The organism is Acinetobacter sp. ANC_7513 (genome assembly GCF_056779915.1).
Window position 1 is genome coordinate 24,717 of the sequence record NZ_JBWYIW010000007.1, and the last position, 24,970, is coordinate 49,686.

The 24,970-nt window shown below is 39.8% G+C and carries 27 protein-coding genes; 6 read left to right on the top strand and 21 right to left on the bottom strand.

Features of this window, described 5'->3' with window-relative positions; genetic code table 11:
• Positions 1-96: 96 nt before the first annotated feature.
• A complete protein-coding gene (gene pheS, locus AC1M9B_RS08830; RefSeq protein WP_035265373.1) occupies positions 97-1,077 on the bottom strand; it encodes a phenylalanine--tRNA ligase subunit alpha in 981 nt (326 codons plus the stop codon).
• A gap of 169 nt (positions 1,078-1,246) precedes the next feature.
• Between pheS and AC1M9B_RS08835 the strand changes: the two genes are divergently transcribed.
• Positions 1,247-2,272 (top strand): hypothetical protein, encoded by a 1,026-nt coding sequence (locus tag AC1M9B_RS08835; RefSeq protein ID WP_035265371.1) that lies wholly within the window; start codon positions 1,247-1,249, stop codon positions 2,270-2,272.
• Here AC1M9B_RS08835 and AC1M9B_RS08840 read toward each other — a convergent pair.
• From AC1M9B_RS08840 to AC1M9B_RS08865, 6 genes are all read right to left on the bottom strand, one after another.
• A complete protein-coding gene (locus AC1M9B_RS08840) occupies positions 2,257-2,796 on the bottom strand; it encodes a P-loop NTPase family protein (protein ID WP_092768349.1) in 540 nt (179 codons plus the stop codon). The genes AC1M9B_RS08835 and AC1M9B_RS08840 overlap by 16 nt on opposite strands.
• A gap of 83 nt (positions 2,797-2,879) precedes the next feature.
• Complete coding sequence (rplT, locus tag AC1M9B_RS08845) at positions 2,880-3,239, bottom strand: 50S ribosomal protein L20 (protein ID WP_004867327.1); 360 nt, start codon at positions 3,237-3,239, stop codon at positions 2,880-2,882.
• Positions 3,240-3,250: 11 nt separating this feature from the next.
• The gene (gene rpmI, locus AC1M9B_RS08850) at positions 3,251-3,445 is read right to left on the bottom strand and encodes a 50S ribosomal protein L35 (protein ID WP_004278281.1); all 195 of its coding nucleotides are present in this window, start codon (positions 3,443-3,445) and stop codon (positions 3,251-3,253) included.
• A 158-nt stretch (positions 3,446-3,603) separates the two neighbouring features.
• The gene (locus AC1M9B_RS08855) at positions 3,604-4,029 is read right to left on the bottom strand and encodes a YqaA family protein (RefSeq protein ID WP_481608960.1); all 426 of its coding nucleotides are present in this window, start codon (positions 4,027-4,029) and stop codon (positions 3,604-3,606) included.
• Positions 4,026-4,325 (bottom strand): hypothetical protein, encoded by a 300-nt coding sequence (locus AC1M9B_RS08860; RefSeq protein WP_035265366.1) that lies wholly within the window; start codon positions 4,323-4,325, stop codon positions 4,026-4,028. Before AC1M9B_RS08860 ends, AC1M9B_RS08855 begins: the two co-directional genes overlap by 4 nt.
• A gap of 72 nt (positions 4,326-4,397) precedes the next feature.
• Positions 4,398-5,015: a glutathione S-transferase family protein gene (locus AC1M9B_RS08865; RefSeq protein WP_481587547.1), complete on the bottom strand. Its 618-nt coding sequence runs from the start codon at positions 5,013-5,015 to the stop codon at positions 4,398-4,400.
• 280 nt (positions 5,016-5,295) lie between these two features.
• Between AC1M9B_RS08865 and AC1M9B_RS08870 the strand changes: the two genes are divergently transcribed.
• A complete protein-coding gene (locus AC1M9B_RS08870) occupies positions 5,296-5,766 on the top strand; it encodes an Hsp20 family protein (protein ID WP_179998611.1) in 471 nt (156 codons plus the stop codon).
• Positions 5,767-6,217: 451 nt separating this feature from the next.
• Here AC1M9B_RS08870 and infC read toward each other — a convergent pair whose 3' ends face one another.
• Positions 6,218-6,769 carry a translation initiation factor IF-3 gene (gene infC, locus AC1M9B_RS08875; RefSeq protein WP_081403231.1) on the bottom strand — a complete coding sequence of 184 codons (552 nt, stop codon included), beginning with the start codon at positions 6,767-6,769 and terminating at the stop codon, positions 6,218-6,220.
• Between the two features lie 5 nt (positions 6,770-6,774).
• On the bottom strand, positions 6,775-8,697 hold the full coding sequence (gene thrS / locus AC1M9B_RS08880; RefSeq protein WP_092768341.1) for a threonine--tRNA ligase: 1,923 nt from the start codon (positions 8,695-8,697) through the stop codon (positions 6,775-6,777).
• Positions 8,698-9,022: 325 nt separating this feature from the next.
• Here thrS and AC1M9B_RS08885 point away from each other — a divergent pair, with 325 nt between their 5' ends.
• Positions 9,023-10,642 (top strand): glutamate synthase-related protein, encoded by a 1,620-nt coding sequence (locus tag AC1M9B_RS08885; protein WP_481591528.1) that lies wholly within the window; start codon positions 9,023-9,025, stop codon positions 10,640-10,642.
• Between the two features lie 58 nt (positions 10,643-10,700).
• On the opposite strand, the gene AC1M9B_RS08890 is transcribed toward AC1M9B_RS08885, so the two are convergent.
• Genes AC1M9B_RS08890 through AC1M9B_RS08900 form a run of 3 tightly spaced genes read right to left on the bottom strand, consistent with a single transcriptional unit; the run spans position 10,701 to position 14,932 of the window.
• Positions 10,701-11,900, bottom strand: a complete 1,200-nt coding sequence (locus tag AC1M9B_RS08890) for an alanine racemase (protein WP_481587549.1) — start codon at positions 11,898-11,900, stop codon at positions 10,701-10,703.
• 3 nt (positions 11,901-11,903) lie between these two features.
• Positions 11,904-13,193: a D-arabinono-1,4-lactone oxidase gene (locus AC1M9B_RS08895; RefSeq protein ID WP_481591530.1), complete on the bottom strand. Its 1,290-nt coding sequence runs from the start codon at positions 13,191-13,193 to the stop codon at positions 11,904-11,906.
• The gene (locus tag AC1M9B_RS08900; protein WP_481591531.1) at positions 13,190-14,932 is read right to left on the bottom strand and encodes a neutral/alkaline non-lysosomal ceramidase N-terminal domain-containing protein; all 1,743 of its coding nucleotides are present in this window, start codon (positions 14,930-14,932) and stop codon (positions 13,190-13,192) included. The genes AC1M9B_RS08895 and AC1M9B_RS08900 overlap by 4 nt, the downstream gene beginning before the upstream one ends.
• Before the next feature lie 264 nt (positions 14,933-15,196).
• Between AC1M9B_RS08900 and AC1M9B_RS08905 the strand changes: the two genes are divergently transcribed.
• Positions 15,197-16,837 (top strand): acyl-CoA synthetase, encoded by a 1,641-nt coding sequence (locus AC1M9B_RS08905; RefSeq protein WP_481608961.1) that lies wholly within the window; start codon positions 15,197-15,199, stop codon positions 16,835-16,837.
• Positions 16,838-16,894: 57 nt separating this feature from the next.
• On the opposite strand, the gene yjgA is transcribed toward AC1M9B_RS08905, so the two are convergent.
• The 9 genes from yjgA to mazG all read right to left on the bottom strand — a co-directional run bounded on the left by yjgA (position 16,895) and on the right by mazG (position 23,573).
• Entirely contained in the window at positions 16,895-17,428 is a 534-nt protein-coding gene (gene yjgA, locus AC1M9B_RS08910; RefSeq protein WP_035265351.1) for a ribosome biogenesis factor YjgA, read from the bottom strand.
• 2 nt (positions 17,429-17,430) lie between these two features.
• Positions 17,431-17,700, bottom strand: a complete 270-nt coding sequence (locus AC1M9B_RS08915) for an HPr family phosphocarrier protein (RefSeq protein WP_035265349.1) — start codon at positions 17,698-17,700, stop codon at positions 17,431-17,433.
• Positions 17,697-18,548: an RNase adapter RapZ gene (gene rapZ / locus AC1M9B_RS08920; RefSeq protein WP_035265345.1), complete on the bottom strand. Its 852-nt coding sequence runs from the start codon at positions 18,546-18,548 to the stop codon at positions 17,697-17,699. The genes AC1M9B_RS08915 and rapZ overlap by 4 nt, the downstream gene beginning before the upstream one ends.
• Before the next feature lie 39 nt (positions 18,549-18,587).
• Positions 18,588-19,427: a pantoate--beta-alanine ligase gene (gene panC / locus AC1M9B_RS08925; RefSeq protein ID WP_179998617.1), complete on the bottom strand. Its 840-nt coding sequence runs from the start codon at positions 19,425-19,427 to the stop codon at positions 18,588-18,590.
• Between the two features lie 2 nt (positions 19,428-19,429).
• On the bottom strand, positions 19,430-20,239 hold the full coding sequence (gene panB / locus AC1M9B_RS08930) for a 3-methyl-2-oxobutanoate hydroxymethyltransferase (RefSeq protein WP_035265341.1): 810 nt from the start codon (positions 20,237-20,239) through the stop codon (positions 19,430-19,432).
• 40 nt (positions 20,240-20,279) lie between these two features.
• Complete coding sequence (folK, locus tag AC1M9B_RS08935; protein WP_481608962.1) at positions 20,280-20,768, bottom strand: 2-amino-4-hydroxy-6-hydroxymethyldihydropteridine diphosphokinase; 489 nt, start codon at positions 20,766-20,768, stop codon at positions 20,280-20,282.
• Positions 20,765-22,222, bottom strand: a complete 1,458-nt coding sequence (gene pcnB / locus AC1M9B_RS08940; RefSeq protein ID WP_481588712.1) for a polynucleotide adenylyltransferase PcnB — start codon at positions 22,220-22,222, stop codon at positions 20,765-20,767. The genes folK and pcnB overlap by 4 nt, the downstream gene beginning before the upstream one ends.
• Before the next feature lie 153 nt (positions 22,223-22,375).
• Entirely contained in the window at positions 22,376-22,786 is a 411-nt protein-coding gene (locus tag AC1M9B_RS08945; protein ID WP_092768325.1) for a ComEA family DNA-binding protein, read from the bottom strand.
• On the bottom strand, positions 22,779-23,573 hold the full coding sequence (gene mazG, locus AC1M9B_RS08950) for a nucleoside triphosphate pyrophosphohydrolase (RefSeq protein ID WP_481587553.1): 795 nt from the start codon (positions 23,571-23,573) through the stop codon (positions 22,779-22,781). Before mazG ends, AC1M9B_RS08945 begins: the two co-directional genes overlap by 8 nt.
• Positions 23,574-23,680: 107 nt before the next feature.
• Between mazG and AC1M9B_RS08955 the strand changes: the two genes are divergently transcribed.
• Together AC1M9B_RS08955 and AC1M9B_RS08960 are read left to right on the top strand one after the other, a co-directional pair.
• Positions 23,681-24,457 carry an SDR family oxidoreductase gene (locus AC1M9B_RS08955; RefSeq protein ID WP_481608963.1) on the top strand — a complete coding sequence of 259 codons (777 nt, stop codon included), beginning with the start codon at positions 23,681-23,683 and terminating at the stop codon, positions 24,455-24,457.
• A 79-nt stretch (positions 24,458-24,536) separates the two neighbouring features.
• Positions 24,537-24,968 carry a hypothetical protein gene (locus AC1M9B_RS08960; RefSeq protein WP_035265332.1) on the top strand — a complete coding sequence of 144 codons (432 nt, stop codon included), beginning with the start codon at positions 24,537-24,539 and terminating at the stop codon, positions 24,966-24,968.
• Positions 24,969-24,970 lie beyond the last annotated feature (2 nt).

Sequence of the window (24,970 nt, forward strand, 5' to 3'; positions counted from 1 at the left end):
CTCTAGAATCCTCCCTCTAACCCCCTTTGCTAAGGGAGAGAACCCCAAATGATTCTGTGGAGTTCCTCAAGTTAGGAGAGGATTTAATAAAAAGTTTTAAGCAAACTGGCGTAAGAAACGCACATCATTTTGGTAGAACATACGCAAGTCGTTTATGCCATAACGAAGCATTGCAAAACGTTCAACACCTAAACCAAATGCAAAGCCTTTGTACTTGTCTGGATCAATACCCGCTGAACGAAGAACATTTGGATGTACCATGCCACAACCTAATACTTCTAACCATTTTCCTCGCTCATCCATGATGTCGACTTCAGCACTTGGTTCTGTGAATGGGAAGTAAGATGGGCGGAAACGTACTTTCAAGTCTTTTTCAAAGAACTCATTCAGCAAATTAACCAATAATCCTTTTAACTCAGCAAAGCTCGTATTTTCTGCAACGTACAAACCTTCAATCTGGTGGAACATCGGAGAATGTGTTTGGTCTGAGTCACAGCGATACACACGACCTGGACATACAATACGAATTGGTGGTTGCTGTGTTTCCATCGTTCGAATCTGTACACCAGAGGTATGCGTACGAAGCAAATGGTTTACATCGAAGTAAAAGGTATCGTGCATTGCACGCGCAGGGTGATGACCAGGAATATTTAATGCCTCAAAGTTGTGATAGTCATCTTCAACCTCTGGACCAGTCGCAACAGAAAAACCTGCTTTCGTGAAGAATTGACAAATACGCTCTTGTACTTGGGTCACTGGGTGGATACTGCCCACCTGTTGACCACGACCAGGCAACGTGATGTCGATCTGTTCACTTGCTAATTTTTGTTCTAGTGCAGCTTTTTGTAATGCAGTTTGACGCTCAGTTAATGCGCCATTAATCGCTTCTCGAACTGAATGAATCTGCGCACCAAAAACCTTACGCTCTTCCGGATCCATTTTACCCAGTGCTTTCGATTGTTCAGCAAGCTGGCTTTTCTTACCCGTAAATTGCACTCGAACCTGATCGAGTGTTGCAAGGTCTTGAGCTGCTGCAATGGCAGCGAGCGCTTCAGTGGTCAGGGCTTCCAGTGACATAGTAACTCTCAAAGCAACAAATATAAAAAATAATATAACTGCGCATTCTAACAGCTTTTATAGCTCCGTATGAAGATCAGCAAGTGTTAAAATTGGATGTGGAATTAAATTGGAAATTACATTTATAAAAAGTTTAAGATATGCGCAATGATCATTGAGAAGATATGTCATGGCATTAGATCAAATTTGGAAACAACAGCTCACACTCGTGACTTACGGCAATGAGTTTTTAAGTCAGGATTTAAGTTTTCAACACTGGAAAAATCATGCGATTTTTAATCAGCACCATTTCCTTTTTCGAGATTTAAATACGCAACACTTATTGGCACAACATTTCCAAGTTTGGTTAGAAAGCTTAAAACGTCAGGGTGTCACACGCTTAAGCCTACATAACTCAAGTTTATTAATCGATGAAAAAAATCCCAATCCAAATGTTGAGCTTTTACCATATCCCCATTTCATTGTCAGTCATCACCGCAATGTAAAAACAGCATGGATCTGTGGTAAAGAACTTGCCGAATGGTATAGTTCTGAACAAGACTTCGACATACCAAACAACCAAACACTCCCTGCACGAATTGAAACATTTTGGCGTTTTGATCTATCCACCCAACATATCAAACGTGTTGAGGCAGATCTTCAAGCACCTAATTGGAATGATATTCACGACTACACAGAGAATGAGCTGTTCGATCGCGCATTAGCACAAGGGGTGGAATCCGTTAAACGTGGCGCAATCTTTTATGGTACTGACGATCAATCACCCTCCAACGCTGGAGCTGCCTTACCATTACTGCCACAAGATTATGCAGCACCTTATGCCAATGAAACCTTAGTGCGTTTCATGCATCTAGAACAACATTTAAAGATTCAAAAACGAAAGCTTTTGGAGCAAGATCATCAAGAATCTCTTGAGGAAGAAAAACAACTGAAGGTATTTCAACAAAAGTTAGATGACCTGAGTGCAAAATTCATTACTAAAGTAGCAAATCACTATAAAACTGCTCATTTAAAAAGCCCCGAAATTCACTCCCCTTTGGATGAAGCCTTAACACATACTCAACATGGAAAACGCTTTTTCAACAATGATTCCAGTTCTCACCAACCCACACCTAAAACAGGTAAATCAAATGTGTTTGCCCTCATTTTAGTCACTGCAATAATCTGTTTCTGCGCTTACTATTTTGGACTGTGATGTTTTAAAAATTCATCTAATTGTTCAGTTTTATGAAAATGTAGCCACTTTATATGATGATATTGAGTGGCATTCATCATCTGCAAATATTTAAGTCTATTTTTCCCATGTGTTTGGACTACCCACAATATTATTGAGTCTTTACTTAACAATTTCGCCCAATGTTCTCTATTGTTAGAATTTTTCCATATTTTCTTTTGGCTAATCACACGGTATAGCGACCTCTTAATCACACGATAAAGATTTACGCGTAGTGAAAAATCCAACCACATCACAGTGTCGATCTCACTTAAGATTAAATTTTGAATCAGAGAATAATTACCATCAATCACGAAGCCCTTATTCATCGACCTAACACGATTTATAAATTTTTCTTGAAATTCTATTGAAGATGACTCAGTCCAGTTATCCAACCAAAAGAGATTATCAAGTTCAATATGATCGACTTGCAGTTGAACAGCCAACTTACGTGCAAAGGTTGTTTTCCCAGATGCTGCTGTACCGACGACCATAATTTTATTCATACTAATCTCTTGGCTTTATTTGGTCGTAAACAATGAAAATAAAAAAGACCGCTAAAAAGCGGTCTTTTTCTCATCTACGATGATTAAGCAGCTAATGCGCCTTTAGCTTTTTCAGCTAAAGCAGCAAATGCAACTGCGTCATGCATAGCGATGTCAGCAAGTACGCGACGGTCGATGATCACTTGAGCTTTTTTCAAGCCATCGATCATACGGCTGTACGACAAACCATTTTGACGTGCACCAGCATTGATACGCGCAATCCATAAAGCACGGAATTGACGTTTCTTTTGACGACGGTCACGGTAAGCATATTGACCTGCTTTGATTACCGCTTGGAACGCTACGCGGTAAACACGTGAACGAGCACCATAGTAACCTTTAGCGCGAGCAAGAATTTTTTTGTGACGGCGATGAGCCTGTACACCACGTTTTACACGAGCCATTTATAATCTCCTTAGATGTACGGGCACATACGACGAACTGAAGCAACGTCACTTACGTGAACCATTACACAGCCGCGCAATTGACGAATACGCTTAGCAGATTTTTTGGTCAAAATGTGGCGTTTGAACGCTTGTTTACGCTTAAAACCGTTAGCAGTCGCTTTGAAGCGTTTTGCTGCACCACGGCGAGTTTTCATCTTAGGCATAACAACCTCTTTTGAACACCTGTTCGGCTCGTTTGCACCATTACAATACGACCTGCAGGTAAGGGAGCGAGTATTCTATAGCATCTTTGCGCAAAACAAAAGCACCGTTAATCTTGATTCAGACAAATTAATCTTGATGAGTTTTACTCTACGAAAATTTAGAACAAACCAAGATACACCCAGTAAATAAATAGATATCGACCTGTTTTCGCTATACCCACCACGAAGATAAATTTCCAGAATTTTTCTTTCAAGATTCCTGCAATTAAGGTGATTGGATCACCAATGATAGGCACCCAACTTAAAAGAAGTGACCATGTACCATACTGCTGATAAGCCCGTTGAGCACGAATCATTTGATCTGACTTAAATGGAAACCACTTTTTGGTTTTAAACTGCTCTATTTTTAAGCCCAACCACCAATTAACGCATGAACCCATCACATTCGCTACACTTGCAACAAAAATAAGCATCCACGGCGAAAATTGTTTTAGAGCAAATGACCCCAACAATATTACTTCGGACTGTAAGGGCAATAAAGTTGCGGCTCCAAAGGCACTTAAGAACAATAAAATCAGATTCATTTACTGGACTTATTCACCGCTAGAAGTTTCTGAGTTTTACGATATTCTTTTATCGACCAAGCAATTGCTAACACTACTATGATGGCACGTAGCACCGTATATTTACTCGTTGTCGCTGGAATCACCTGTTTTAATTGATCCCTAGAATCTGGTTCGATTGCTGCAATGATATTTTGCACATGAAATATTTCGACGATATAAGAAGCAACACAGAGTAAAATACCAGCAATAATTGCCCAGTATACTTTTGAATTAGATTCAACAATTTTGCTAAAATTTAAAAAAAAATCCTTCATGGCAGTTCTCCATAAAAAAACCACCGAATGGTGGTTTAGATATGTAGAGTTTATCACACTTAAATCCGTGATCTACTTTAGTAGTGCAAGCGCCTTTTGTACCGCTGGTCTCTGTTGGATACGTTGAATATAAGCTTCCACTTCAGGAAACTCTGCTAAACGAATACTTTGCCACTCGTGCCGCATCAACCAAGGGAAAATTGCCATATCCGCGATAGAGTACTCACCTGCCACATAGTCTTGCCCAACTAACTGCTTATTGAGCACTCCATATAATCTTTTGGTTTCTGTAATGTAGCGCTCGATCGCATAAGGGATTTTCTCTTTAGCAAATTTAGCGAAATGATGATTTTGACCTAACATCGGTCCTAGACCACCCATTTGCCACATCAACCACTGTTCGACCTGAATCCTCGCGATTTCGTGCTGAGGATAGAATTGTCCCGTTTTACGTCCTAAATATTGCAGTATTGCACCAGATTCGAAAATCGAAATTGCTTGATTATTCGGTCCATTTTGATCAACTATCGCAGGAATTTTATTATTAGGAGAAATCGTAAGAAAGTCAGCTTGGAACTGATCATTTTCTAAGATATTGATTGGATAGATTTGATAATCTAAAGCCATTTCTTCGAGTGCAATTGTTATTTTTAATCCGTTGGGTGTTCCCCAATAATATAAATCGATCATTACAGTTCAGGCTCCATATGCCCTTTGTTGATTGATTTATCCACCATAAATCATTTCAAACCAAACAACAAGGATAGAAATTTTTTATTTATAAGTTATAAAAAATCAATTATTTATAAAATATTTTTAAAAATTTTTAAATTTATTATTGAAAAATTTCGGTCTGAACCTATATAAAAAATTGCCAGATTTATGATGATCATCTGGTTCTGTTGATGATAGTCATGACAGAACAACATTCTTATTTTTATGACTTTGCTGACCTCAGGAGGTTTTAATCATGAGTAACTTAAATCTTCATCCATTGTTTCGTCGTAGCATTGGTTTTGATCGTTTAAACGATTTTATTGATTATGCAATGCAAAGTGATGCTCCAAACTACCCACCTTATAACATTGAAAAAAAAGGTGAGAATAAATATCGCATCGTCGTCGCTACTGCAGGATTTAGTCAAGATGAGTTAAATATCAGTCTTGAAAATCAGCTTCTCTCGATCACAGGAAAACCAGAAGCTATTCAATCTGAACAAACCGAATATCTTCATAAAGGAATTGCGCGTCGTTCATTTAAATTATCGCTTCGCTTAGATGAACATATTGAAGTTCAACAAGCAGATTATGAAAATGGCTTATTAGTGATCGACTTAGAGCGTATCATTCCAGAAGAGAAATTACCTCGACAAATTCCAATTGGCAAAAAACTTCTGTTAGAAAATACAGAGTCTACTGAAAAAACAGTTCATGTCGAATAAAGCATCGAACTTAATGAGTCACAAAAAAAGCCGATGCAAAAGTATCGGCTTTTTTTATAGATCAAATCTACAGGTACTTTGAGCAACGAATTTCCTGATGTGCTGATGTGCTGATGTGCAATATAAAAAATCCTTTTTGGGTCATCTTTCAAGACAGTAAACACTCTAAACCTATTCAGTTTTACCATCCATCTAGAATTTTCTATGCATAAGTACGAGTTTACCTGTCGAAATAATTACATTTTTTACTCAAGCCACAAAATGATTCGAGAAGTTTAAAATATAAGTTTATTAGACTTCACTAAAGTACTGCCTGATGGAAATATTCAACTGATGATTTATACCCCAACTACAGTCGTTCCTCTCTTTACTAACTCAGGATGTACCTATATCCCTTCAATCAACATATAAAAAAGCCCTGCATGTGCAGGGCTTTTTCTCTAAATCGGTTTTACTTTTTCTTTTTAGGACCAAGTAACATACCCATTTGACGGCCTTCCATTTTTGGTGCTTGTTCCACTACACCGATTTCAGCCACATCAGCTTCAATCTTTTGTAATTGAGCAAGACCCAATTGTTGGTGAGCCATCTCACGACCACGAAAACGTAGAGTAATTTTAACTTTGTTGCCTTCTTCAAGGAATTTCAGAATAGCACGCAACTTAACATTGTAATCACCAACGTCTGTACCAGGACGCAACTTGATCTCTTTAACCTGAACTTGATGCTGCTTTTTCTTAGCATCTTTTTGCTTTTGCTTCAGATCAAATAAATGCTTGTTGTAATCCATGATTTTACAAACAGGCGGCTCTGCATTCGCAACGATCTCAACGAGGTCAAGATCAACTTCTTCTGCAGCACGCAACGCTTCAGCAAGTGAAACGATGCCTTTTTGTTCTCCGTCAGCGCCAACGAGACGCACTTCTTTCGCACGAATCTCATCATTTAATGCAGGACGATTGCTTTTAGCACCTTGTTGTTGGTTACGGTCAGGCTGTTTAATCTTTCTTACTCCACAATATACCGGCCGCGTTCGGCTACGGCTACTTTCACTAAGTCAACGAATGCATCGATAGACATAGTACCTAAATTTGTTCCAGAGCGAGTACGTACATTCACTGTACCTTCCTCTACTTCTCGATCCCCAAGCACCAATAGGTATGGAATACGCTCTAAAGTACGCTCACGAATCTTAAAGCCGATTTTCTCATTTCTCAAGTCTGAAATCGCTCGAATGCCATTTTCTTGCAATTTAGCGACGACTGACTGACAAGCATCTGCTTGAGAATCGGTAATATTCATCACACATGCTTGAATTGGTGCCAACCATGGTGGCATAAATCCAGCGTAGTGTTCAATAAGTATACCAATAAAACGTTCAAAACTGCCAAGAATTGCACGATGAAGCATCACAGGATGATCACGATCGTTGTCTTCAGTGACATAAGATGCATCTAAACGTAATGGCAAGTTAAAATCGCATTGGATTGTACCGCACTGCCAGATACGACCTAAACAATCTTTCAAAGAAAATTCAATTTTAGGACCGTAGAACGCACCCTCACCAGGTTGTAAATCCCAAGCGAGACCTGCTGCATCCAGTGCGTCAGCTAAAGATTTTTCAGCAACATCCCAAAGCTTATCATCCCCTACACGCTTTTCTGGACGTGTTGAGAGTTTCATTTGCACTTCTTCAAAACCGAAATCTTTATAAACATCTAAAGTCAGTTTGATAAAGTCAGCAACTTCTTGACCAATTTGCTCAGTTGTACAGAAAATGTGTGCGTCATCTTGGGTGAAACCACGAACACGCATAATCCCATGTAATGAACCCGATGGTTCGTTACGGTGACATGAACCAAATTCAGCAAGACGAATTGGTAAATCACGGTAAGATTTTAAACCTTGGTTAAACACTTGAACATGACATGGGCAGTTCATTGGTTTAACGGCATAGTTACGGTTTTCAGAATGTGTAGTAAACATGTTTTCTGCATAGTTTGCAGCATGTCCTGATTTTTCCCACAGACTAAAATCGACCACCTGAGGTGTGCGAATCTCTTGATAACCATTGTCCTGCTGAACTTTACGCATGTATTGTTCTAAAACTTGATAGATCGTCCAGCCATTTGGATGCCAGAACACCATGCCTGGTGCTTCTTCTTGCATGTGGAACAGATCAAGCGCTTTACCAATTTTACGGTGGTCACGCTTTTCAGCTTCTTCAATACGTTTGATATAAGCAGCCAACTGCTTCTTATCCGCCCAAGCCGTACCATAAATACGTTGAAGTTGTTCGTTTTTCGCATCACCACGCCAGTAAGCACCTGACATCTTCGTCAACTTAAATGACTTTAAGAATTTAGTGTTTGGTACGTGTGGACCACGACACATATCCACATATTCTTGATGATAATAAAGACCCATTTGAGTCTCATCTGGCATATCTTCGATGAGGCGTAATTTATAATCTTCACCACGCTCAGTGAATACTTTGATCACTTCATCACGAGGTGTCATCTTTTTAATGACATCATAATCTTGATCGATGAGCTTTTTCATACGCTCTTCGATGGCAGCCATATCATCTGGTGTAAATGGTTTTTCACTGTAGATATCGTAATAGAAACCATCTTCAATGACAGGTCCAATCACCATCTTTGCTTCGGGGAAAAGCTGCTTCACTGCGTGACCAACTAAATGGGCACAAGAGTGACGAATAATTTCAACACCTTCATCATCTTTAGGCGTAATGATCTGCAACGTGGCATCATCAGTGATTAAGTCACATGCATCAACTAGATGGCCGTTTACACGACCTGCAACCGTATTTTTTGCAAGACCTGGACCGATGCTTTGAGCAACTTCCATGACAGAGACAGCTTGATCAAATTGTTTTTGATCGCCGTTTGGCAAAGTAATAATTGGCATAAAAAATCCTTAAGGAGTGATGCCCCGTACAATGGAGCATGTCACCGCGAGATTATGATCGAGGCGAACCTCAAAAGATAAAAACGGTGGATAAATAAAATCGCTAGAGATTTTACACGTGTCACGTTGTTTAATAAACCGTTAATCGAGCATTAGGCGATAGCAGTTTTAATTGTGACAAAAATAGTTAAAATATATTCCCAATTTAATATTTAAACCAATATTATCCCAATTATAGAAAAATAATCTTTTATACTTTCTATTAGATGATCAACATACTTTTAAACAAATAAATATAACCCACTGAAATCATTAGGCAGGTCATATGAAATCTCACCCACTAATTGCTTGGTCTACACTCCAGCCGCTTAAACCCGCATATGCTTTAGCAGCCAATGTGGATCTTGTTGTTCTTCGTCTTGAAGATCATGATGAAGAAAAAGTCGTAGTCATGTATGGTCGTTGTCAGCATCGCGGAGCACTCATGTCCGATGCCCATATTCAAGGCGACAAAATTGTATGTGGCCTTCACGGCTCTCATTACATCTATAAAACTGGCATTAACCCGAGATATCTCAATAAAAATCTGCAAAAATTTAAAGCTTGGATTCATGATGATCATGTCTATGTTGACTTAGAAGAAATCGAAGCTTGGGAAAAAAGAAATCCACAGCAATTCAACCGTGATCGTTATCAAGGACTCTACGCAGATTCTCAGCCTGCTCCTGAAGAGCCACACAATAGATTCATCTTAGAATTAGCTCGAAATGGTCTAAAAAATTTCGGTCATCATGGTCCTACCGCAGCCATGGGTGTGCCTTTTGACAAACTTCCAAAATGGGAAGATATTCAACTAGTCACAGCTCAACTTTGGAAAGTTCCTCTACTGGATGATGCCCCCGTTGCAAGCGAAGTGATTATTGGACCAAATGCAAAAAAACCATTGAGACTCAATATTCCATTATTTGTTTCCGACATGAGTTTTGGAGCTTTATCGCAAGAAGCAAAAACTGCACTGGCAATGGGTGCGGAAATGGCAGGTACTGGCATCTGTTCTGGTGAAGGTGGAATGTTAGATGATGAACAAGCCTCGAATTCACGATATTTTTACGAGTTGGCCTCTGGTCGTTTTGGCTATGACATTGAAAAAGTAAAAAAGTGCCAAGCTTTTCACTTTAAAGGTGGACAGGCAGCAAAAACAGGAACAGGCGGACATCTACCCGGGCATAAAGTGGTCGGAAAAATTGCAGAAGTACGTGGTTTAGAAGAAGGACAATCTGCGATTTCTCCCGCAACCTTTCCGGATTGGACTGAACTTTCACAGTACAAGGAGTTTGCAAACTATATACGCGAGCAGACAGGTGGCATTCCGATTGGCTTTAAACTGTCTGCACAGCATATCGAAAAAGACATTGATGCTGCGATTGCGATAGGTGTGGACTACATTATTTTAGATGGTCGTGGTGGTGGTACAGGTGCAGCACCAACATTATTCCGTGACAATATTTCAGTGCCGACCATTCCTGCTTTAGCACGGGCACGTCGTCATTTAGATCGTTTAGGACGTCGTGACATTAGTTTGGTCATTACAGGTGGCTTACGTGTCCCTGCTGATTTTATTAAAGCCTTAGCGCTGGGTGCAGATGCCATTGCCGTGTCTAACTCTGCCATGCAGGCAATTGGTTGTTTGGGAATGCGCGCGTGTAATACAAATGAATGCTCTGTCGGTATTGCAACACAAAAAGATCATTTACGTCGAAGACTCGAAATAGAAAAATCAGCACAGCAACTCGCCAACTTCTTCAATGCTTCAGTCGAGTTGATGCAAGTAATGGCGCGTGCTTGTGGGCATGACCATTTAAGTAAATTTAATTTGGATGACTTAACCACTTGGAAAAAAGAAATCAGTGAATTAACGGGCATCCATTACGGCGGCGTCCAATAAATTTCAAACCAATGCTAAAAAGGGATGATTAACTTCATCCCTTTTTTTCTTTTAATCACTACTCTCTAAAATTTTCCCAAGGTTCAAATCTACTCGTTTCCAAATCAGATGAATTCCACTCATTTTCTTTTCGATAAAGGTACGTGCGATTGAACTGCGGGATGACCACCTCACTCTGGCTCGGTCGAATAAATACATAGTCATCAGGATGGATATCAATTTTACGATCGACACAAATCATTTCCTGGTTGGTGCTTCGTCCATACAATAAATGAGGATGAGATTTTGCTGGATAAACATATTGACCCATCCAATAGCCACCGTAGATAAAAACCGCTTGATGCTTCTGAAAGAATTTTATTTTTTTAAATGAAGGTATCCCTGGCAATGAGACTTCGTCTAATACTTTCAGTACGGGACTCGCAATATATAAAGCGGGTTTAAGCAAAGAAAGATGTTCAGAATCAAAATCGCTGGGCTTTAGCAACATTGAGCCAAATGACAGATCATTACACACACTATGTTTCACGTGAAAACTAAAGGTTGGACTTCCTCCTCCGTTAAAACACAGCTGAGCATGATTTAAATCTGGGAATTGGTGTTTTAAGATGTGCTGATAATTTTGATAAATATGTTGAGACTCAGCATAAGCTGTTTCTGGACGCTTCACCATCTTAGGTAGTTTAGTAACATGCGCATCGTAGCCCATTAAACCACTCAAATTTAGCGTTTTTTGATGCTGCTGAATATAATTGAGCATTTGTATAAATTCAGCAGAATTTTGAACGCCTCCACGATGTAATCCCACATCAATTTCAAGATTGATATTGAAGCTAAATCCCAGTTGATCAGCCAAGGCATGATATTGTTGCAAACGAGCAAAGGAATCAATTAACCAATGTATCTTGCATTTGATTGGCGTGTGATGGTTTTGATAAAACCTTTCTACTGCACGAATTGGCATCGGCTTGCCAAAGAGTAAATCAGCTTGATCAAAATGATTGAACATCAATTGTAAGTGATCAATATGAAATACCATAAAGTGTTGGGTGTCTAAATCGAAACTTAGCTTTTTTAACAAAGGCAAACAAGCCAAAGATTTAACGACTAACCGCGGTTTTAAGTGCTTTGCCGAAGCTAGCTGCTGTTTTACATAAGCAATATTAAAGTTTAATGCATCGTCATCGATCAAGAGCATAGGTTGACCTAAACCATGTGCCCGCAAATCATCATTCATTTGATTAAAAAAACTATTCATCTCTCATCCTTGTTGCCCAAGTAATAGTTTTTCAAGATAGGGATTGAGAAACTTTCGATGGGGATCGAGCGCTTCTCTGATTTGCATAAATTCATTCCATTTCGGATAAAGAGCTCGCATCTCTTGGTGAGACAGTTGATGCATCTTAGCCCAGTGTGGACGGCCTCGATATTTTTGAAAAATCGGCTCAATAAGATCAAATACTTTTTGAGGTGACTGCTTATAATATTGATGGATTGAAATCGAAATACTGTCTTGCTGATAGAAAGGACTTAGCCAAATATCGTCCCCTTTGACCACGCGGAATTCGATAGGGAAAAAAGAATTTATTTGATATTTTCTAAACGTTGCAATCACTTCTTTGATGCATTGAATACCATTCTCAATTGGAATTTGATATTCCATTTCATTGAATTTGGTATTCCGAGGTGTTGCAAAAATATCACCCGACCAATCAATGAATTCTGTTGGCTTCACAAAAACACCGACTAATTTTTGAAGATATTTCGTCAAAAAAGGGGCTTTTTTAGAAATTTCACAACACCATGTTAAAAGTTGATCCTCAGATGGCCAAGAAGTTTCTCTTGGCTTCACCTCACCCTCTATAACATCAAGTGTTTTAAAAATTAACTGATCTGTAAAAGGGAAAATAAAATACTCCAAATGCCGATGTTGGTGCATCAATTGGAGAAATTGATCAAGGCTTTCTTCTACAGGGGCTAAATGAATTTTCTCTTTCAATTTATATCTAGGGCGGTTTTGCATGGTTATTTTCGTTAATATCCCGAGCGATCCCAACGATACTCTACCTGCCTGAAAAATTTCAGGGTTCTCCGTCTTTGAGCATTGGATTAAATCCCCATTTGCCTGTAATAGCTCAAAATCTTCTACATAGCCTGAAATAGAATATAGCGCTGCACCTGTCCCGTGTGTTCCTGTAGATACAGCACCAGCTAAACTTTGTTGATCAATATCACCCTGATTCATAAGCGACTGCTCATAAGGCGCAAGATGCTGGCCTAAATTGAATAGTCGAGTACCTGCCCATAACGTCGCTTGGCATTTAGCCTGATCAGCATTTAAGACACTTGAAAATCGGTCTAAAGAAATAATAGACGCATCCGTTTTTACCAACGGAGTAAATGAGTGCCCTGCACCAACCACACGAACTTTAGGATGTTGAATCACAATATCCTGTAATTCATGTAATTGGTCTGGATATAAGATATGTTGCGGGTTTGAGTGGCAATATCCCGACCAGTTAGACCAATAATGATGTGTCAGATTACTCATGTTGCCAACTCCTTTTGTGCAACGGCGGTTTGAACATTTCCCCGATTGGTTCTTTTCTCTAATTCTTTTTGAGGTACTGCTTTAGGTACGCAATTTGATAATTGACGTTGTTCAGGTGGCAAACAAATCTGTTTAGCCAAATGTTTAAAATAGGTTTGAAAAGCTGCCAAAGTCCATTGACCAAATAAAGTGTGTCCACCTTCATAGGCTTGTTCTTGATATTCTTCGAATGTCGTGACATAGCCCATATAGTCATTACAATAAGATGCAAACCAAATTTTTGCGTTAGGAAATGTCGGTAATACACTTTTCTGAATGGTATTTAATACGCGCTTACCTGAAGTTGTTGTAAACTCTCCGGGAACACATACCAAAAAAAGTTGACCGATTCGAATGAGCTGAATTGGCACAATATGTGGCACTAAATCGCTTTCTTGAATTGCGCCGGCGTGAACTTGAGCATTCATTTCAGCAATGAGTGGATCTAAAACACCAGGAAGTGAACCTAATTTTTTTCCTAATATCCGATGCTGACCCGATTCAAAAATAATATTTTTGGGTCCTTGAGCATGATAAAGCTTCTGATAATAAGCACTTTCCACTGGATCTTTTGAATTCAATTTACTTCGTTTGAATTGTTTTGAAAGTAAATTCATAGCCATGATCAATGGCTTTGCAGCACCCACACCATCGACTGGTGTGCCCGCAATAAATGCTGTCCCATGACAAGCTTGGCTTGTTATCGCATTGCTATATCCACCTGAAAACTCTGGATCAGCCACAGTATTTGCCATATCCACATACTCGAGTACTGCATCCAAATCTTGATATTGGATGTTTTGATTCTGTTGCTCAAGTAAAGCGGCTAAAGCATACTCACTCTGTATACGACCATTGTTTCTCGCATAGATGTATTCTGCTTCTCCTTTTATCTTTTTTCTGATCTTAGTCTGATTCTTTCCATGGAAGTGTGGTGACACATCGCCTGCTGTTGCTTGTGCAAATATACAAACTGGTCCATCCACCCCAGCAGCACTTAAGGTCTCTTCCGAAAGTGTTGCGGCATAGCCTTTATTATCACCATCGTGAGCGTCTAATTGATTGCCCAAACATGTCGCATGCACACCAAACAGTGACAACAGAGAATGAAGCTTTTCCCCACGATAAAAGCCAAGGACTTGCATTTGTCGATTGATTGCTTTGTAAGTTTCAGATTCATCGACGAATGCAGTATCGAGATTTCGATTATACGCTTTTATCGAGCGATTCCATGCCACAGGGACTTGCTCAGGAATGTCAATTGTCGCTAATCGAATCTCTGTAAAATCGCGATTGGATAATGCCTGTTGAATACTGGATTGCACAGCATCCACAACTGCATCAAGGTGCTCAGGCACAAATCCTGGTGTCGGCATATTATAAAGAGCTTCATAACCACAACCGCCTGGACCTGAATGGGTATGCGTTGCCATTAGAACCAAACGATGCGGATCGAAACGATCCCTCAACGTTTCATTCAAGCGTTGGATTACATTGATTCGAATTGCTGAAGTAATACAGCCAAAATCTAGACAACATAATATCAAGGGGGCATCTTGATCTTTTTGAATGGTCACTGTTCTCGCATACAGCGCAGTTCTTTTTTTATAGGCACGGTGATGCCACATCCCATAGCCAAACATGGCATAGCCTTTGGGTTCGATGTTAATTTCATCTTTCCCCCAACCAACAATATACATATGCAAAATCCTTTTGCTTTTATTATTCGATTTTGAAACTTAAAATCTGTTTAAAATTTACCCTACTTCTCGATCAATTACATTATTCAGCACAAATAAATATCACCAACTTCACGAATAAATCGAAATAAAATGAAGTTAAAAAATATGAAATTTCGCCTAATTGACAAAATGTCACGTTTGCTCGACTAAAGGATAAATGTATTCCGTTTATTTTTTGCTTATCTTTTACTCAGGATTATAAAAATGAAGATGGATACTAAAATGAATTTAAGTCCGTATGACGAACTACCTAGAACGCCAGCAAATTTTGTTGCCCTTTCTCCACTCAGATATTTAGAGCGTGCGGCCTATATCTACCCTCAGCAAGATGCAATTATTCATGGTACACGCCGGATTAGCTGGAAAGAAAAGTACAAACGTTGCCGTCAATTTGCCGATCAGCTGCAAAAGCTTGGTATTCAAAAAAATGATACTGTGTCGGTATTACTTCCAAATATTCCAGCCATGATCGAAGCGCATTTTGCAGTGCCTATGGCAGGCGCTGTACTCAATACATTAAATACGCGCCTAGATGCAAAAACACTCGCATTTATGCTTGAACATGCTGAATCAAAAGTACTTTTAGTTGACCCTGAATTCTCAGAATTAGCACAGGAAGCTTTAGCACAAGTTCCTCAGGACATTTATGTTATCGATGTTGCAGATGCTGAATATGAATTCAATGATCAAGCGCCCCGTATTGGAAAAATTGAGTATGAATCTTGGCTTTCACAAGGTAATCCTGAGTTTGAGTGGCAATTACCACAGGATGAATGGGATGCCATCAGCTTAAACTACACCTCAGGCACAACTGGGAATCCAAAAGGTGTGGTCTATCATCATCGTGGGGCTTATATTAATGCAGCGAGTAATATCATTGCTTGTGGTATGACACCCCGTGCCACCTATTTATGGACTTTGCCTCTGTTCCATTGTAATGGATGGTGTTTCGCTTGGACCATGGCCGCCAACGGTGGCACAAATGTTTGTCTTCGAAAAGTTGATCCAGCACAGATCTATCAATTGATCGCGGATCATCAAGTCGATTACTTCTGCGGTGCACCAATTGTATTGTCCATGTTGATCAACACACCAAAAGAGCAACAACGCGAAATTAATCATCGAGTTGAAGTGATGGTTGCTGGTGCAGCGCCACCAGCTGCCATTATTGAAGGTATGCGAAATTTAGGAATCAATGTTACCCACGTCTATGGTCTCACGGAAACCTATGGACCATCAGCGCTATGTGCTTCGCAAGCAGGCTGGAGTGATTTAAGCATCCAAGAACAAGCTCAACTACATTCACGTCAAGGTGTACCTTATCCACTTCAAGATGGGATGAAAGTACTAGATCCTGAAACGATGCTGCCTGTACCGAATGATGGTCAGACCATGGGGGAAATTATGTTCCGTGGCAACATTGTCATGAAAGGGTACTTGAAGAATCCTGAAGCCACCGCTGAAGCATTTGCTGGTGGATGGTTCCATACTGGCGATCTTGCCGTATGCCAGCCTGATGGTTATGCCAAAATCACAGATCGCTCGAAAGATGTGATTATTTCTGGTGGTGAAAATATTTCTTCACTTGAAGTGGAAGAAGTACTTTATCAACACCCTGCCGTGCTGACAGCTGCAGTTGTTGCAAAACCTGATCCACGTTGGCAAGAAGTTCCATGCGCATTTATTGAATTGAAGCAAGGGCAACAAGCTACACCTGAAGAAATCATTGAATACTGCAAACAACATCTTGCTCGATTCAAGGTACCTAAAGACGTAGTGATTACTGAAATCCCTAAAACTTCAACAGGTAAACTGCAAAAGTTTGTGTTGCGAGATTGGGCAAAAGATCGTGCTGCATTCTAAATATTAAGCATCTAAGAAATAAAAAAGGTCTGAAACATCAGACCTTTTTTTTGACCATTAACGATCAGAGATAAGTGCAACTTGCTGAACGTAATTCAGCAAATTTAACTTAGATTGTGCAACAGCATCCTCACCTAAGTTTTTTTGAATATCACGTTCAATACGAAGTAAATGCTGACGTATTGCATGATGCTCTGCAGCATTGTAAGTCTTCATAAATTCTTTAATAACAGGCTCACCTTGTGCAATCATACGATCGACCCAGCGGTGCAATTGTGCTGTCTTTTTCGCCCCTTGTTGAGGTGTCAAATAAGATAAGATCATGCTCTCGTCTTCATTGCGTAATAATTTACCAATACGCAAAAATTGACGACGACGAGCCTCACCTGATGTTATCAATTGAACATCCAATAAAGCTTCAATTAAGCGCTCTTCCACAGGAAGGCTTTCAATCTTTTTTTTGGGTAACTCAGCAAGTTGAGCCCCTAAAGCAGCCATACGTTGTACAGCTTTCTTTTGTTCAGTTTTACTTGCACGTCCTTCTAAAGACTCAAAATCATCTTCAGTAAAACGTTGCGATCGACGTGCCACGATTATTCAGCCTCGTAAAATTTTGCTGCGAATAATGCTTGAACTTCGGACAAAGCTTTCTCTTCATCTGCCCCTTCAATCACTAGTCTTAATGTAGTTCCTTTGCCTGCACCGAGCATGAGCAAAGACATAATATTTTTGGCATCGACTAATTTATCGCCCTTACCAATTTTAATCGAACTTCGAAATTTGGTAGTGACCTCAATGAGCTTGCCTGACGCACGCGCATGTAATCCTAATTTGTTAATTACGTCAACAGTTGTGTCAATCATGACCAGTGCTTCATTTCTCTATGCAAGACCTGAATAGACCATTGTGCCTCAAGCGCCTTTTTGAGTCTATCCACAATAAATACAGAGCGGTGCTGACCACCTGTACATCCAATCGAAACCGTAATGTAATGGCGATGCCCTTCTGCAAAGGCAGGCAACCACTTCTCTAAAAATTGCTTTAAATCCTCAAACATCATATTCACTTGGTCAAATGATGTCAGGAATTTTTCAATGGGCTCATCTAAACCCGAATATTTTCTAAGCTCTAAATCCCAATGTGGATTGGGTAAATGCCGCACATCAAAAATAAAATCAGCATCCAACGGAATACCATGCTTATATCCAAAAGACTGTAAAATAACAATTAAGTTATCTACCTGCCCTAAGCGGGATAATAATGTATCTTTAAGATCATGGACACTTTTATCTGATGTATCAATCTGTACAGTTGCTCTTAATTGAATCGGCAACAGTAATTGTTTCTCTTCCTGAATGCACTCATTCAGACTTTTAAAACGATTCGCCAGTGGATGAGGTCGACGCGAGGCACTAAAACGAGCAATTAACTCTTGATCTTTAGTGGTGAGATAAATCACCTCAACCTCACCATGTTTTTCCAGTTGCTGATAAACTTGCTCAAATTCTTGCAAATCAGCGCGTGTACTCCGAACATCAACCCCTAAAGCCAATTGTTCTAAATTATTTTCTTGATCTAACTTTCCAACGATCTCAGGAAGTAATGCTAGCGGCAAATTATCGATACAGTAATAACCTAAATCTTCGAGAACCTGCAATGCAGATGACTTCCCTGAACCGGATTGTCCTGTAACAATAAGAATTCGCTTCATGCACCACACCTGACGATCATCATCGAGTTTAATCCTGTTTTAATGACTGATTTGTAAATTGTCGATCAAGCGTGTCGAACCAATTTTCGCAGCAACAAATAACACAATATCTTGGTCAAATTGCTCTACTGCCTGCAACATTGGATTACGTGCTTCAACATAATCCACGACAAAGCCAGCATCACTTAAAGTTGATTTTATCTCAGCAAGAACCTCTGTAAGCGCTTGACCTTGTTTTAAATTTGTTTCAGCAGTTTTTAAAGATTGATAAATGACTGGTGCAATTTGACGATGTTCAGCTGAAAGATAACCATTACGTGAACTTAATGCCAAACCATCTTCAGCACGTGCAATTGGCACACCAATAATTTCAATCGGCATGTTCAAGTCACGTACCATTGTCTTAATCACAGCCAACTGCTGGTAGTCTTTTTGACCAAAAAATGCAAAATGTGGTTGTACGATATTAAATAACTTCGTTACCACTACCGCAACACCATCAAAGTGCCCCGGACGTTGAGCACCACATAAATCATTGGTAATTTGACCGACACTAATGTTTGTTAAGCGAGGTTGACTGCCATACATTTGCTCAACTGAAGGTGCAAAAATAATGTCACAACCCTCTTCAGCCAACAACTGACTGTCTTGATCAAGTGTGCGTGGGTAACTGTCATAATCTTCATTTGGGCCAAATTGAATCGGATTCACAAAAATACTGACCACAACCACATCACATAATTTACGTGCTTCACGTACTAAATTTAAGTGACCTTGATGTAGATTCCCCATGGTCGGGACAAAACCAATAGTCTTTCGTGCTTGACGAGCAGCATGAAGTGATGCGGTTAAACCATGGATTGTTGTTTCAGTTTTCATGATTAAAGCTCAACTTGGAACGTATGTTCTTTAGCAGGGAAAGATTGATCTAGTACAGCAACATGATACGATTTGATTGCATCAAGAATGGCCGTTTCACCAGACTGTTCTTTCATAAAATTACGTACAAAACGTGCAACACGACCGAAGTTTAATCCCAGCATATCTTGAACAACCAGAACTTGACCATCGGTTTGTGCTCCAGCACCAATACCAATCACAGGTACATGCGGAAATAGTTCTGTAATTTCTTGACCCAATTGTGCAGGTACACACTCTAGCAATAACACTGCAGCCCCAGCCTCAACAACGGCTTTACAATCAGCAATCAGCTGATCCGCAGCTTCACGCGTTTTGGCTTGTAATTTATAGCCACCAAATACATGAACGGATTGTGGCGTTAGTCCAAGATGGACACACACTGGAATACCATTGCGAGTCAATACTTCTACCGTTTCAGCAAGCCAAGCACCACCTTCAAGCTTGACCATTTGTGCGCCAGCTTGCATCACTTTTTTCGAGTTTACTAGTGCATCATTGAGTGTGGCATAACTCATAAAAGGCAGATCAGTTAAGATGAAAGCATGGTTATTTCCACGACGTACAACTGAGGTGTGATAGACCATATCTTCCACATTCACAGGCAACGTTGAATCATGGCCTTGAATAGTCATCCCAAGCGAATCACCAATTAAAATGGTATCTATTTCAGCAATTTCCATTGCCTTCGCCATACTGGCGTCATAACAAGTCAGACATGAAAATTTTCGACCTTGCTGTTTGAATTGTCTTAAATCGCTCAGACTGATCATAAGATGTCCTCTAACACAGTTCCTTAGAACATTTTAAAGTTTAAATATTGATCCAAGATGAATCTGCTAAAACATCCAATTGGCTGTGTTTTGCAATATTCGTTTCTCGAATTTTCTGTCCATGAATTTCTAATTCGACATCCAGATCTAATAACGGCAGTATGACAAAATCTCGCTCAAATATCCCGATATGCGGAACAGTTAAGCGATCATTTTGAATCGTTTGATCACCATATAACAATAGATCTAAATCGAGTGTGCGTTCACCCCAACGACGTAAACGCACCCGCCCTGCTTCATTTTCTATTTTTTGTAATTCATCTAATAATTCAAGCGCCGTTAGACTCGTATCTAAACGAACGACCGCATTGTGGTAATGTGGTTGGTCTTGAGGACCCATAGGTGGACTATGATAAAGCCTTGATGCTTTCACCACACCCAGCTTTGCCAGTTTCGTATAGGCTTCTGCCATCAACTGCTGAGAATCACCTAAATTACTTCCCAGTCCAATATATGTTCGTACTGTCATTGGATAGGACCAAACACCACTGTATTTAAATCGCGTTTGACACGTTTACGCTTCAAAATAGGATGATCAGCTGCAATACCATTATCCAAAGCGATACTCGCATTTTGCTCTGTTCTTCGCTCATTCGCTGAAGCGGCCTTACGACTGCGGCGGCTACGTGACTCCGTTTCTTTAACTAGCGGTTCAATCTGCTGAGGCTTTGTTTCCGCAACATCTTCGGTCACGGCAACTTTACGTCGTGATTTAGTCCGTTGACGATTGTACTGCGCAATCACACGCTCTTTTTCGTCCAAAGACATCAACTGATAAGCATCCCACCATTGACCCATGCCATTGGTCGTCTGATCTCCAGACTTTTCACGCAGCAACATAAAGTCAAAACCTGCTCTAAAACGAGCATGACCTGAGAGTGCTTCAATTTGCTGAGGTTTTGGGTTCAACAAACGAGTTTGCATTTCCCAAACTTCACGAATAAATGTTTCTGCAAAACGCGGGATAATCGTGCGTGTCGCTTGGCGCTTCAGCACATCTAAGCCAGCTTGAGCACGTGCTTCAGCTGCCACAACACCTTTGTGCATATAAAAATCACAACGCTCAAGGAATGGTTTCCACAACAATACCGCATAGAAAAATGCAGGGTTGATCGTTTTACCAATTTGAATTCGCTGATCTGTATTTTTCGCTGCACGTTCAATGAATGCATCAATATGAGGAGGGATATCTGCAAATAATTGTTTCCAGATTCCAAACTCAATCAACATTGGGAGCACACGATTCAAATGCCCCATTGTGAATAACTTTTGAGATTCATCATATAAACGATGTGGTGATACATCACGTAAAAGCAAGGTTGCTTCAGGTGTAAATACGTCTAAAATTGCAGGATCAATTTTAAAGTTAAGTTTCGCAGCAAATCTTAGTGTTCGTAACATACGAACTGGATCTTCTTCAAAACGTAACTTTGGATCACCCAATAAACGCAATGTTTTTGTTTTTATATCATCAATAGCGTTACAGAAATCAAGAACGATACCCTTACGCGGTTGGTAATACATCGCATTGATTGAGAAATCTCGACGAGCAAAATCTTCTTCAATTGAGCCCCAATTATTATCTCTTAGAATCATCCCTGCAGCAGAAGTCACTGCTTTTTTAGGAGGAGCTCGGAAAGTGGCCACTTCAATTAATTCACGACCAGAATAGACATGAGCCAACTCAAAACGACGACCAATAATTCGGCAACGACGACCAAATACTTCTTTAATTTGTGAAGGTGTCGCATTGGTTACAGCATCGAAATCTTTAGGGGCAAGTCCAAGCATCAAATCACGGACACCACCACCGACGATATAGGCTTCATAGCCGGCTTTAGTTAAAGAATCAATAACATCTAAAATGGAAGAAGGTAATTGTGCAGTGGATAAACCGCACTTTGACGCGTGCAAAGTTTGCAAAAGACGCTGTCTCCTACGTCAGAACGTAAAATCATAATTGTGCTAATCATAGCTCTAACACAATCAAAGGGCAATTTTATTCTCCAAGATTCACCGTCAAAATTGATTAAATTTCAACACCCCTTAGTGCCATTTGATCTCTATAAAAATGTGTTAGAGGGCTAACTGGTTGCGATTCTTTTCGATAAACTTTGGACCTATTCCTTTGACATTTTGAAGTTCATCTACTGACTTAAAACTGCCATGCTTTTGCCGATACTCAATAATTGCAGCAGCTTTCTTCTCACCCACTCCTTTAATCATTTGTAGTTCAACCATTGAAGCCGTATTAAGACGAACTTTAGTTGATTGCCCGACACCACCAGCTGCTTGCTTTGATGATGTATTTACGGCTGGTCGAGATAAATAATGGTTCGCACTTTGCCGGTTAAGTCGTTGATCATGAGCTTCTTGCTCTGCTTTCCATTTTAAGTAAGATTGATCAAACTGTTGTGGATATGCCGAACTGATTAAACTCACACATGCAGTAAATATCAGAAGAAGAAAAGAAATGATGCTATTCATGTTGAACCTGAATTTTATTGTTATGTTGCTTTAGATACACTTTTGCCTGATCCCACAATTGGTCCATTTCTTTGAGACTCATATTCTCAATGGGCGTATTTCTATTTTTTGCCTGCAACTCAATGTATGAAAAACGTTGTTTAAATTTGTGGATGGTTCCAAGTAGAGCCATCTCACTTGAAATGCCGATTTTACGTCCAACATTGATTAAAGAAAATAAACAATCTCCAAACTCCTCTTGTATTTCGTCGGAATTTTGATGGTTGAGCGCCTCTCTCAATTCAGATAACTCTTCATCTAACTTTTCATACGCTTGCTCAACATTTTCGAAATCAAATCCAATCTGAGCTACATTTTTTTGAATTTGCTCGGCTTGATCTAAGGCAGGACCCGCTTTAATTTCATCTAAACGTGATTTAGTTTTGTCTTTTTTCTCTTCAGCCTTAATTTTTTGCCAAAGTTCACTCACCTGCTGTTCATTCAGTTGTTCAAACTGAGCCGATTGAAAGACATGAGGATGTCTTCGAATCAACTTGTCGCACAGTGTTTCCACCACATCATGAAAATTAAATGCTCCTTGCTCACTATACATTTGCGATTGAAATACAACTTGCAGCAGAAGATCTCCCAATTCCTCTTTTACATGCGCTGTATTTTGTGATCGAACTGCTTCTTCTACCTCATAAGCCTCTTCAATCGCATAGCGAGTCAAGCTTTCAGGCGTTTGTTTTTGATCCCATGGACATTTCGCACGAAGCTCTTGCATGATATTTAAAAGTTTTTCCATGAAAGTTGATCTCTAGTGAATGATGAGTTTAAAGATATTGTTGATTCAATGAACAATCTTATGCTCAACTAGGAACATAAAATGATGTAAAACAACAAGGATTTTCGATGACATCTAGCATTTTTATCAGTGGCGCGGCTCAAGGGATTGGCGCAGCTACCGCAAAACTATTCTATCAGCAAGGTTATAAAGTCGGTATTTATGACATCAATCTCGAACAAGCTGAACAATTGGCTCGATCTTTAGGGCCAAATGCTAAAGCGGGTTTGCTAGATGTTTCCCAATACGACCAATGGCAAAGTGCTTTAACTGAGTTCAACGAATGGGCTGGTGAAATAAATATATTATTAAATAATGCTGGCATCTTATATTCAGGGGCATTCGAAAATACAGATATCTCATCGCATCATCGAACATTTAATATCAATGTTAACGGCGTTCTCAATGGCTGTCATGCTGCGCTCCCTTTCTTAAAACAGGCCTCCCACGCACGTATCATCAATATGTCCTCTGCTTCTGCTATCTATGGTCAAGCTGATTTAGTGTCCTATTCAGCAAGTAAATTTGCTGTTCGCGGCATTACAGAAGGTCTTGATGTTGAATGGCAAAAATATGGAATACGCGTATTAGACATCATGCCATTATTTGTTCAGACTGCCATGGTAAAAGGCATGGATGCGGGTACGATTCAAAATATAGGAGTCAGTCTCAGCGCCCAAGACGTTGCTCAGGAAATTTACCGTGTCGCACGTTTAAAAAACCATCACTTAACCGTGACTCACCATACTGTTGGCATCAAAACTGAACTGATGTATCACCTGTCAAGATTCAGTCCTCAATTGATCAATAGAGTGACAAATTTAATATTAAGTAAAAAGAAATGACAAATTAGTCACATTTGTGTAATATTCTCTCGCCCCAACAGGGGCATTTATAACAATGCGTTACAAATGAGAATATATAATGAAAAAAATTTTAACTTTAGCTATCGCTACTGCTTTAACAACGACTCTTGCTCAAGCTTCGGGTGAACTACCAACGAAACAACACTCAACTGCTGAACTCAAGGCAATGGATTGTGCAACACTAGCTGTTGAAAAAGCCAATGCTAAGCGTAACTTAGAAAATGCTGATAAAAATATTGCAGCTGCTGCAACCCAAACGCCAGCTAAATCATTGAGCAAATGGGCGGGTATGGCAGGTAATGCATTATCTACTTTCGGTGGCAACTCAGAAAAAGCAACAAAAATGGGGCAAGTTGCAAACTCTGTAGCGGGTGAAAGCGATACTTCTGATGCTGCAAATATTCCATTACAGCAACAGATCAAAGCTGCATCGCAAGCAAACATCGATAATATTGGAATCTATCAAGGTTCTAAAAAATGCAAAATCTGATT

Coding starts and splice junctions, on each gene's coding strand:
- pheS (WP_035265373.1), bottom strand. CDS start 1,077: ATGTCACTGGAAGCCCTGACCACTGAAGCGCTCGCTGCCATTGCAGCA.
- AC1M9B_RS08835 (WP_035265371.1), top strand. CDS start 1,247: ATGGCATTAGATCAAATTTGGAAACAACAGCTCACACTCGTGACTTAC.
- AC1M9B_RS08840 (WP_092768349.1), bottom strand. CDS start 2,796: ATGAATAAAATTATGGTCGTCGGTACAGCAGCATCTGGGAAAACAACC.
- rplT (WP_004867327.1), bottom strand. CDS start 3,239: ATGGCTCGTGTAAAACGTGGTGTACAGGCTCATCGCCGTCACAAAAAA.
- rpmI (WP_004278281.1), bottom strand. CDS start 3,445: ATGCCTAAGATGAAAACTCGCCGTGGTGCAGCAAAACGCTTCAAAGCG.
- AC1M9B_RS08855 (WP_481608960.1), bottom strand. CDS start 4,029: ATGAATCTGATTTTATTGTTCTTAAGTGCCTTTGGAGCCGCAACTTTA.
- AC1M9B_RS08860 (WP_035265366.1), bottom strand. CDS start 4,325: ATGAAGGATTTTTTTTTAAATTTTAGCAAAATTGTTGAATCTAATTCA.
- AC1M9B_RS08865 (WP_481587547.1), bottom strand. CDS start 5,015: ATGATCGATTTATATTATTGGGGAACACCCAACGGATTAAAAATAACA.
- AC1M9B_RS08870 (WP_179998611.1), top strand. CDS start 5,296: ATGAGTAACTTAAATCTTCATCCATTGTTTCGTCGTAGCATTGGTTTT.
- thrS (WP_092768341.1), bottom strand. CDS start 8,697: ATGCCAATTATTACTTTGCCAAACGGCGATCAAAAACAATTTGATCAA.
- AC1M9B_RS08885 (WP_481591528.1), top strand. CDS start 9,023: ATGAAATCTCACCCACTAATTGCTTGGTCTACACTCCAGCCGCTTAAA.
- AC1M9B_RS08890 (WP_481587549.1), bottom strand. CDS start 11,900: ATGAATAGTTTTTTTAATCAAATGAATGATGATTTGCGGGCACATGGT.
- AC1M9B_RS08895 (WP_481591530.1), bottom strand. CDS start 13,193: ATGAGTAATCTGACACATCATTATTGGTCTAACTGGTCGGGATATTGC.
- AC1M9B_RS08900 (WP_481591531.1), bottom strand. CDS start 14,932: ATGTATATTGTTGGTTGGGGGAAAGATGAAATTAACATCGAACCCAAA.
- AC1M9B_RS08905 (WP_481608961.1), top strand. CDS start 15,197: ATGAATTTAAGTCCGTATGACGAACTACCTAGAACGCCAGCAAATTTT.
- AC1M9B_RS08915 (WP_035265349.1), bottom strand. CDS start 17,700: ATGATTGACACAACTGTTGACGTAATTAACAAATTAGGATTACATGCG.
- rapZ (WP_035265345.1), bottom strand. CDS start 18,548: ATGAAGCGAATTCTTATTGTTACAGGACAATCCGGTTCAGGGAAGTCA.
- panC (WP_179998617.1), bottom strand. CDS start 19,427: ATGAAAACTGAAACAACAATCCATGGTTTAACCGCATCACTTCATGCT.
- panB (WP_035265341.1), bottom strand. CDS start 20,239: ATGATCAGTCTGAGCGATTTAAGACAATTCAAACAGCAAGGTCGAAAA.
- folK (WP_481608962.1), bottom strand. CDS start 20,768: ATGACAGTACGAACATATATTGGACTGGGAAGTAATTTAGGTGATTCT.
- AC1M9B_RS08945 (WP_092768325.1), bottom strand. CDS start 22,786: ATGAATAGCATCATTTCTTTTCTTCTTCTGATATTTACTGCATGTGTG.
- mazG (WP_481587553.1), bottom strand. CDS start 23,573: ATGGAAAAACTTTTAAATATCATGCAAGAGCTTCGTGCGAAATGTCCA.
- AC1M9B_RS08955 (WP_481608963.1), top strand. CDS start 23,681: ATGACATCTAGCATTTTTATCAGTGGCGCGGCTCAAGGGATTGGCGCA.
- AC1M9B_RS08960 (WP_035265332.1), top strand. CDS start 24,537: ATGAAAAAAATTTTAACTTTAGCTATCGCTACTGCTTTAACAACGACT.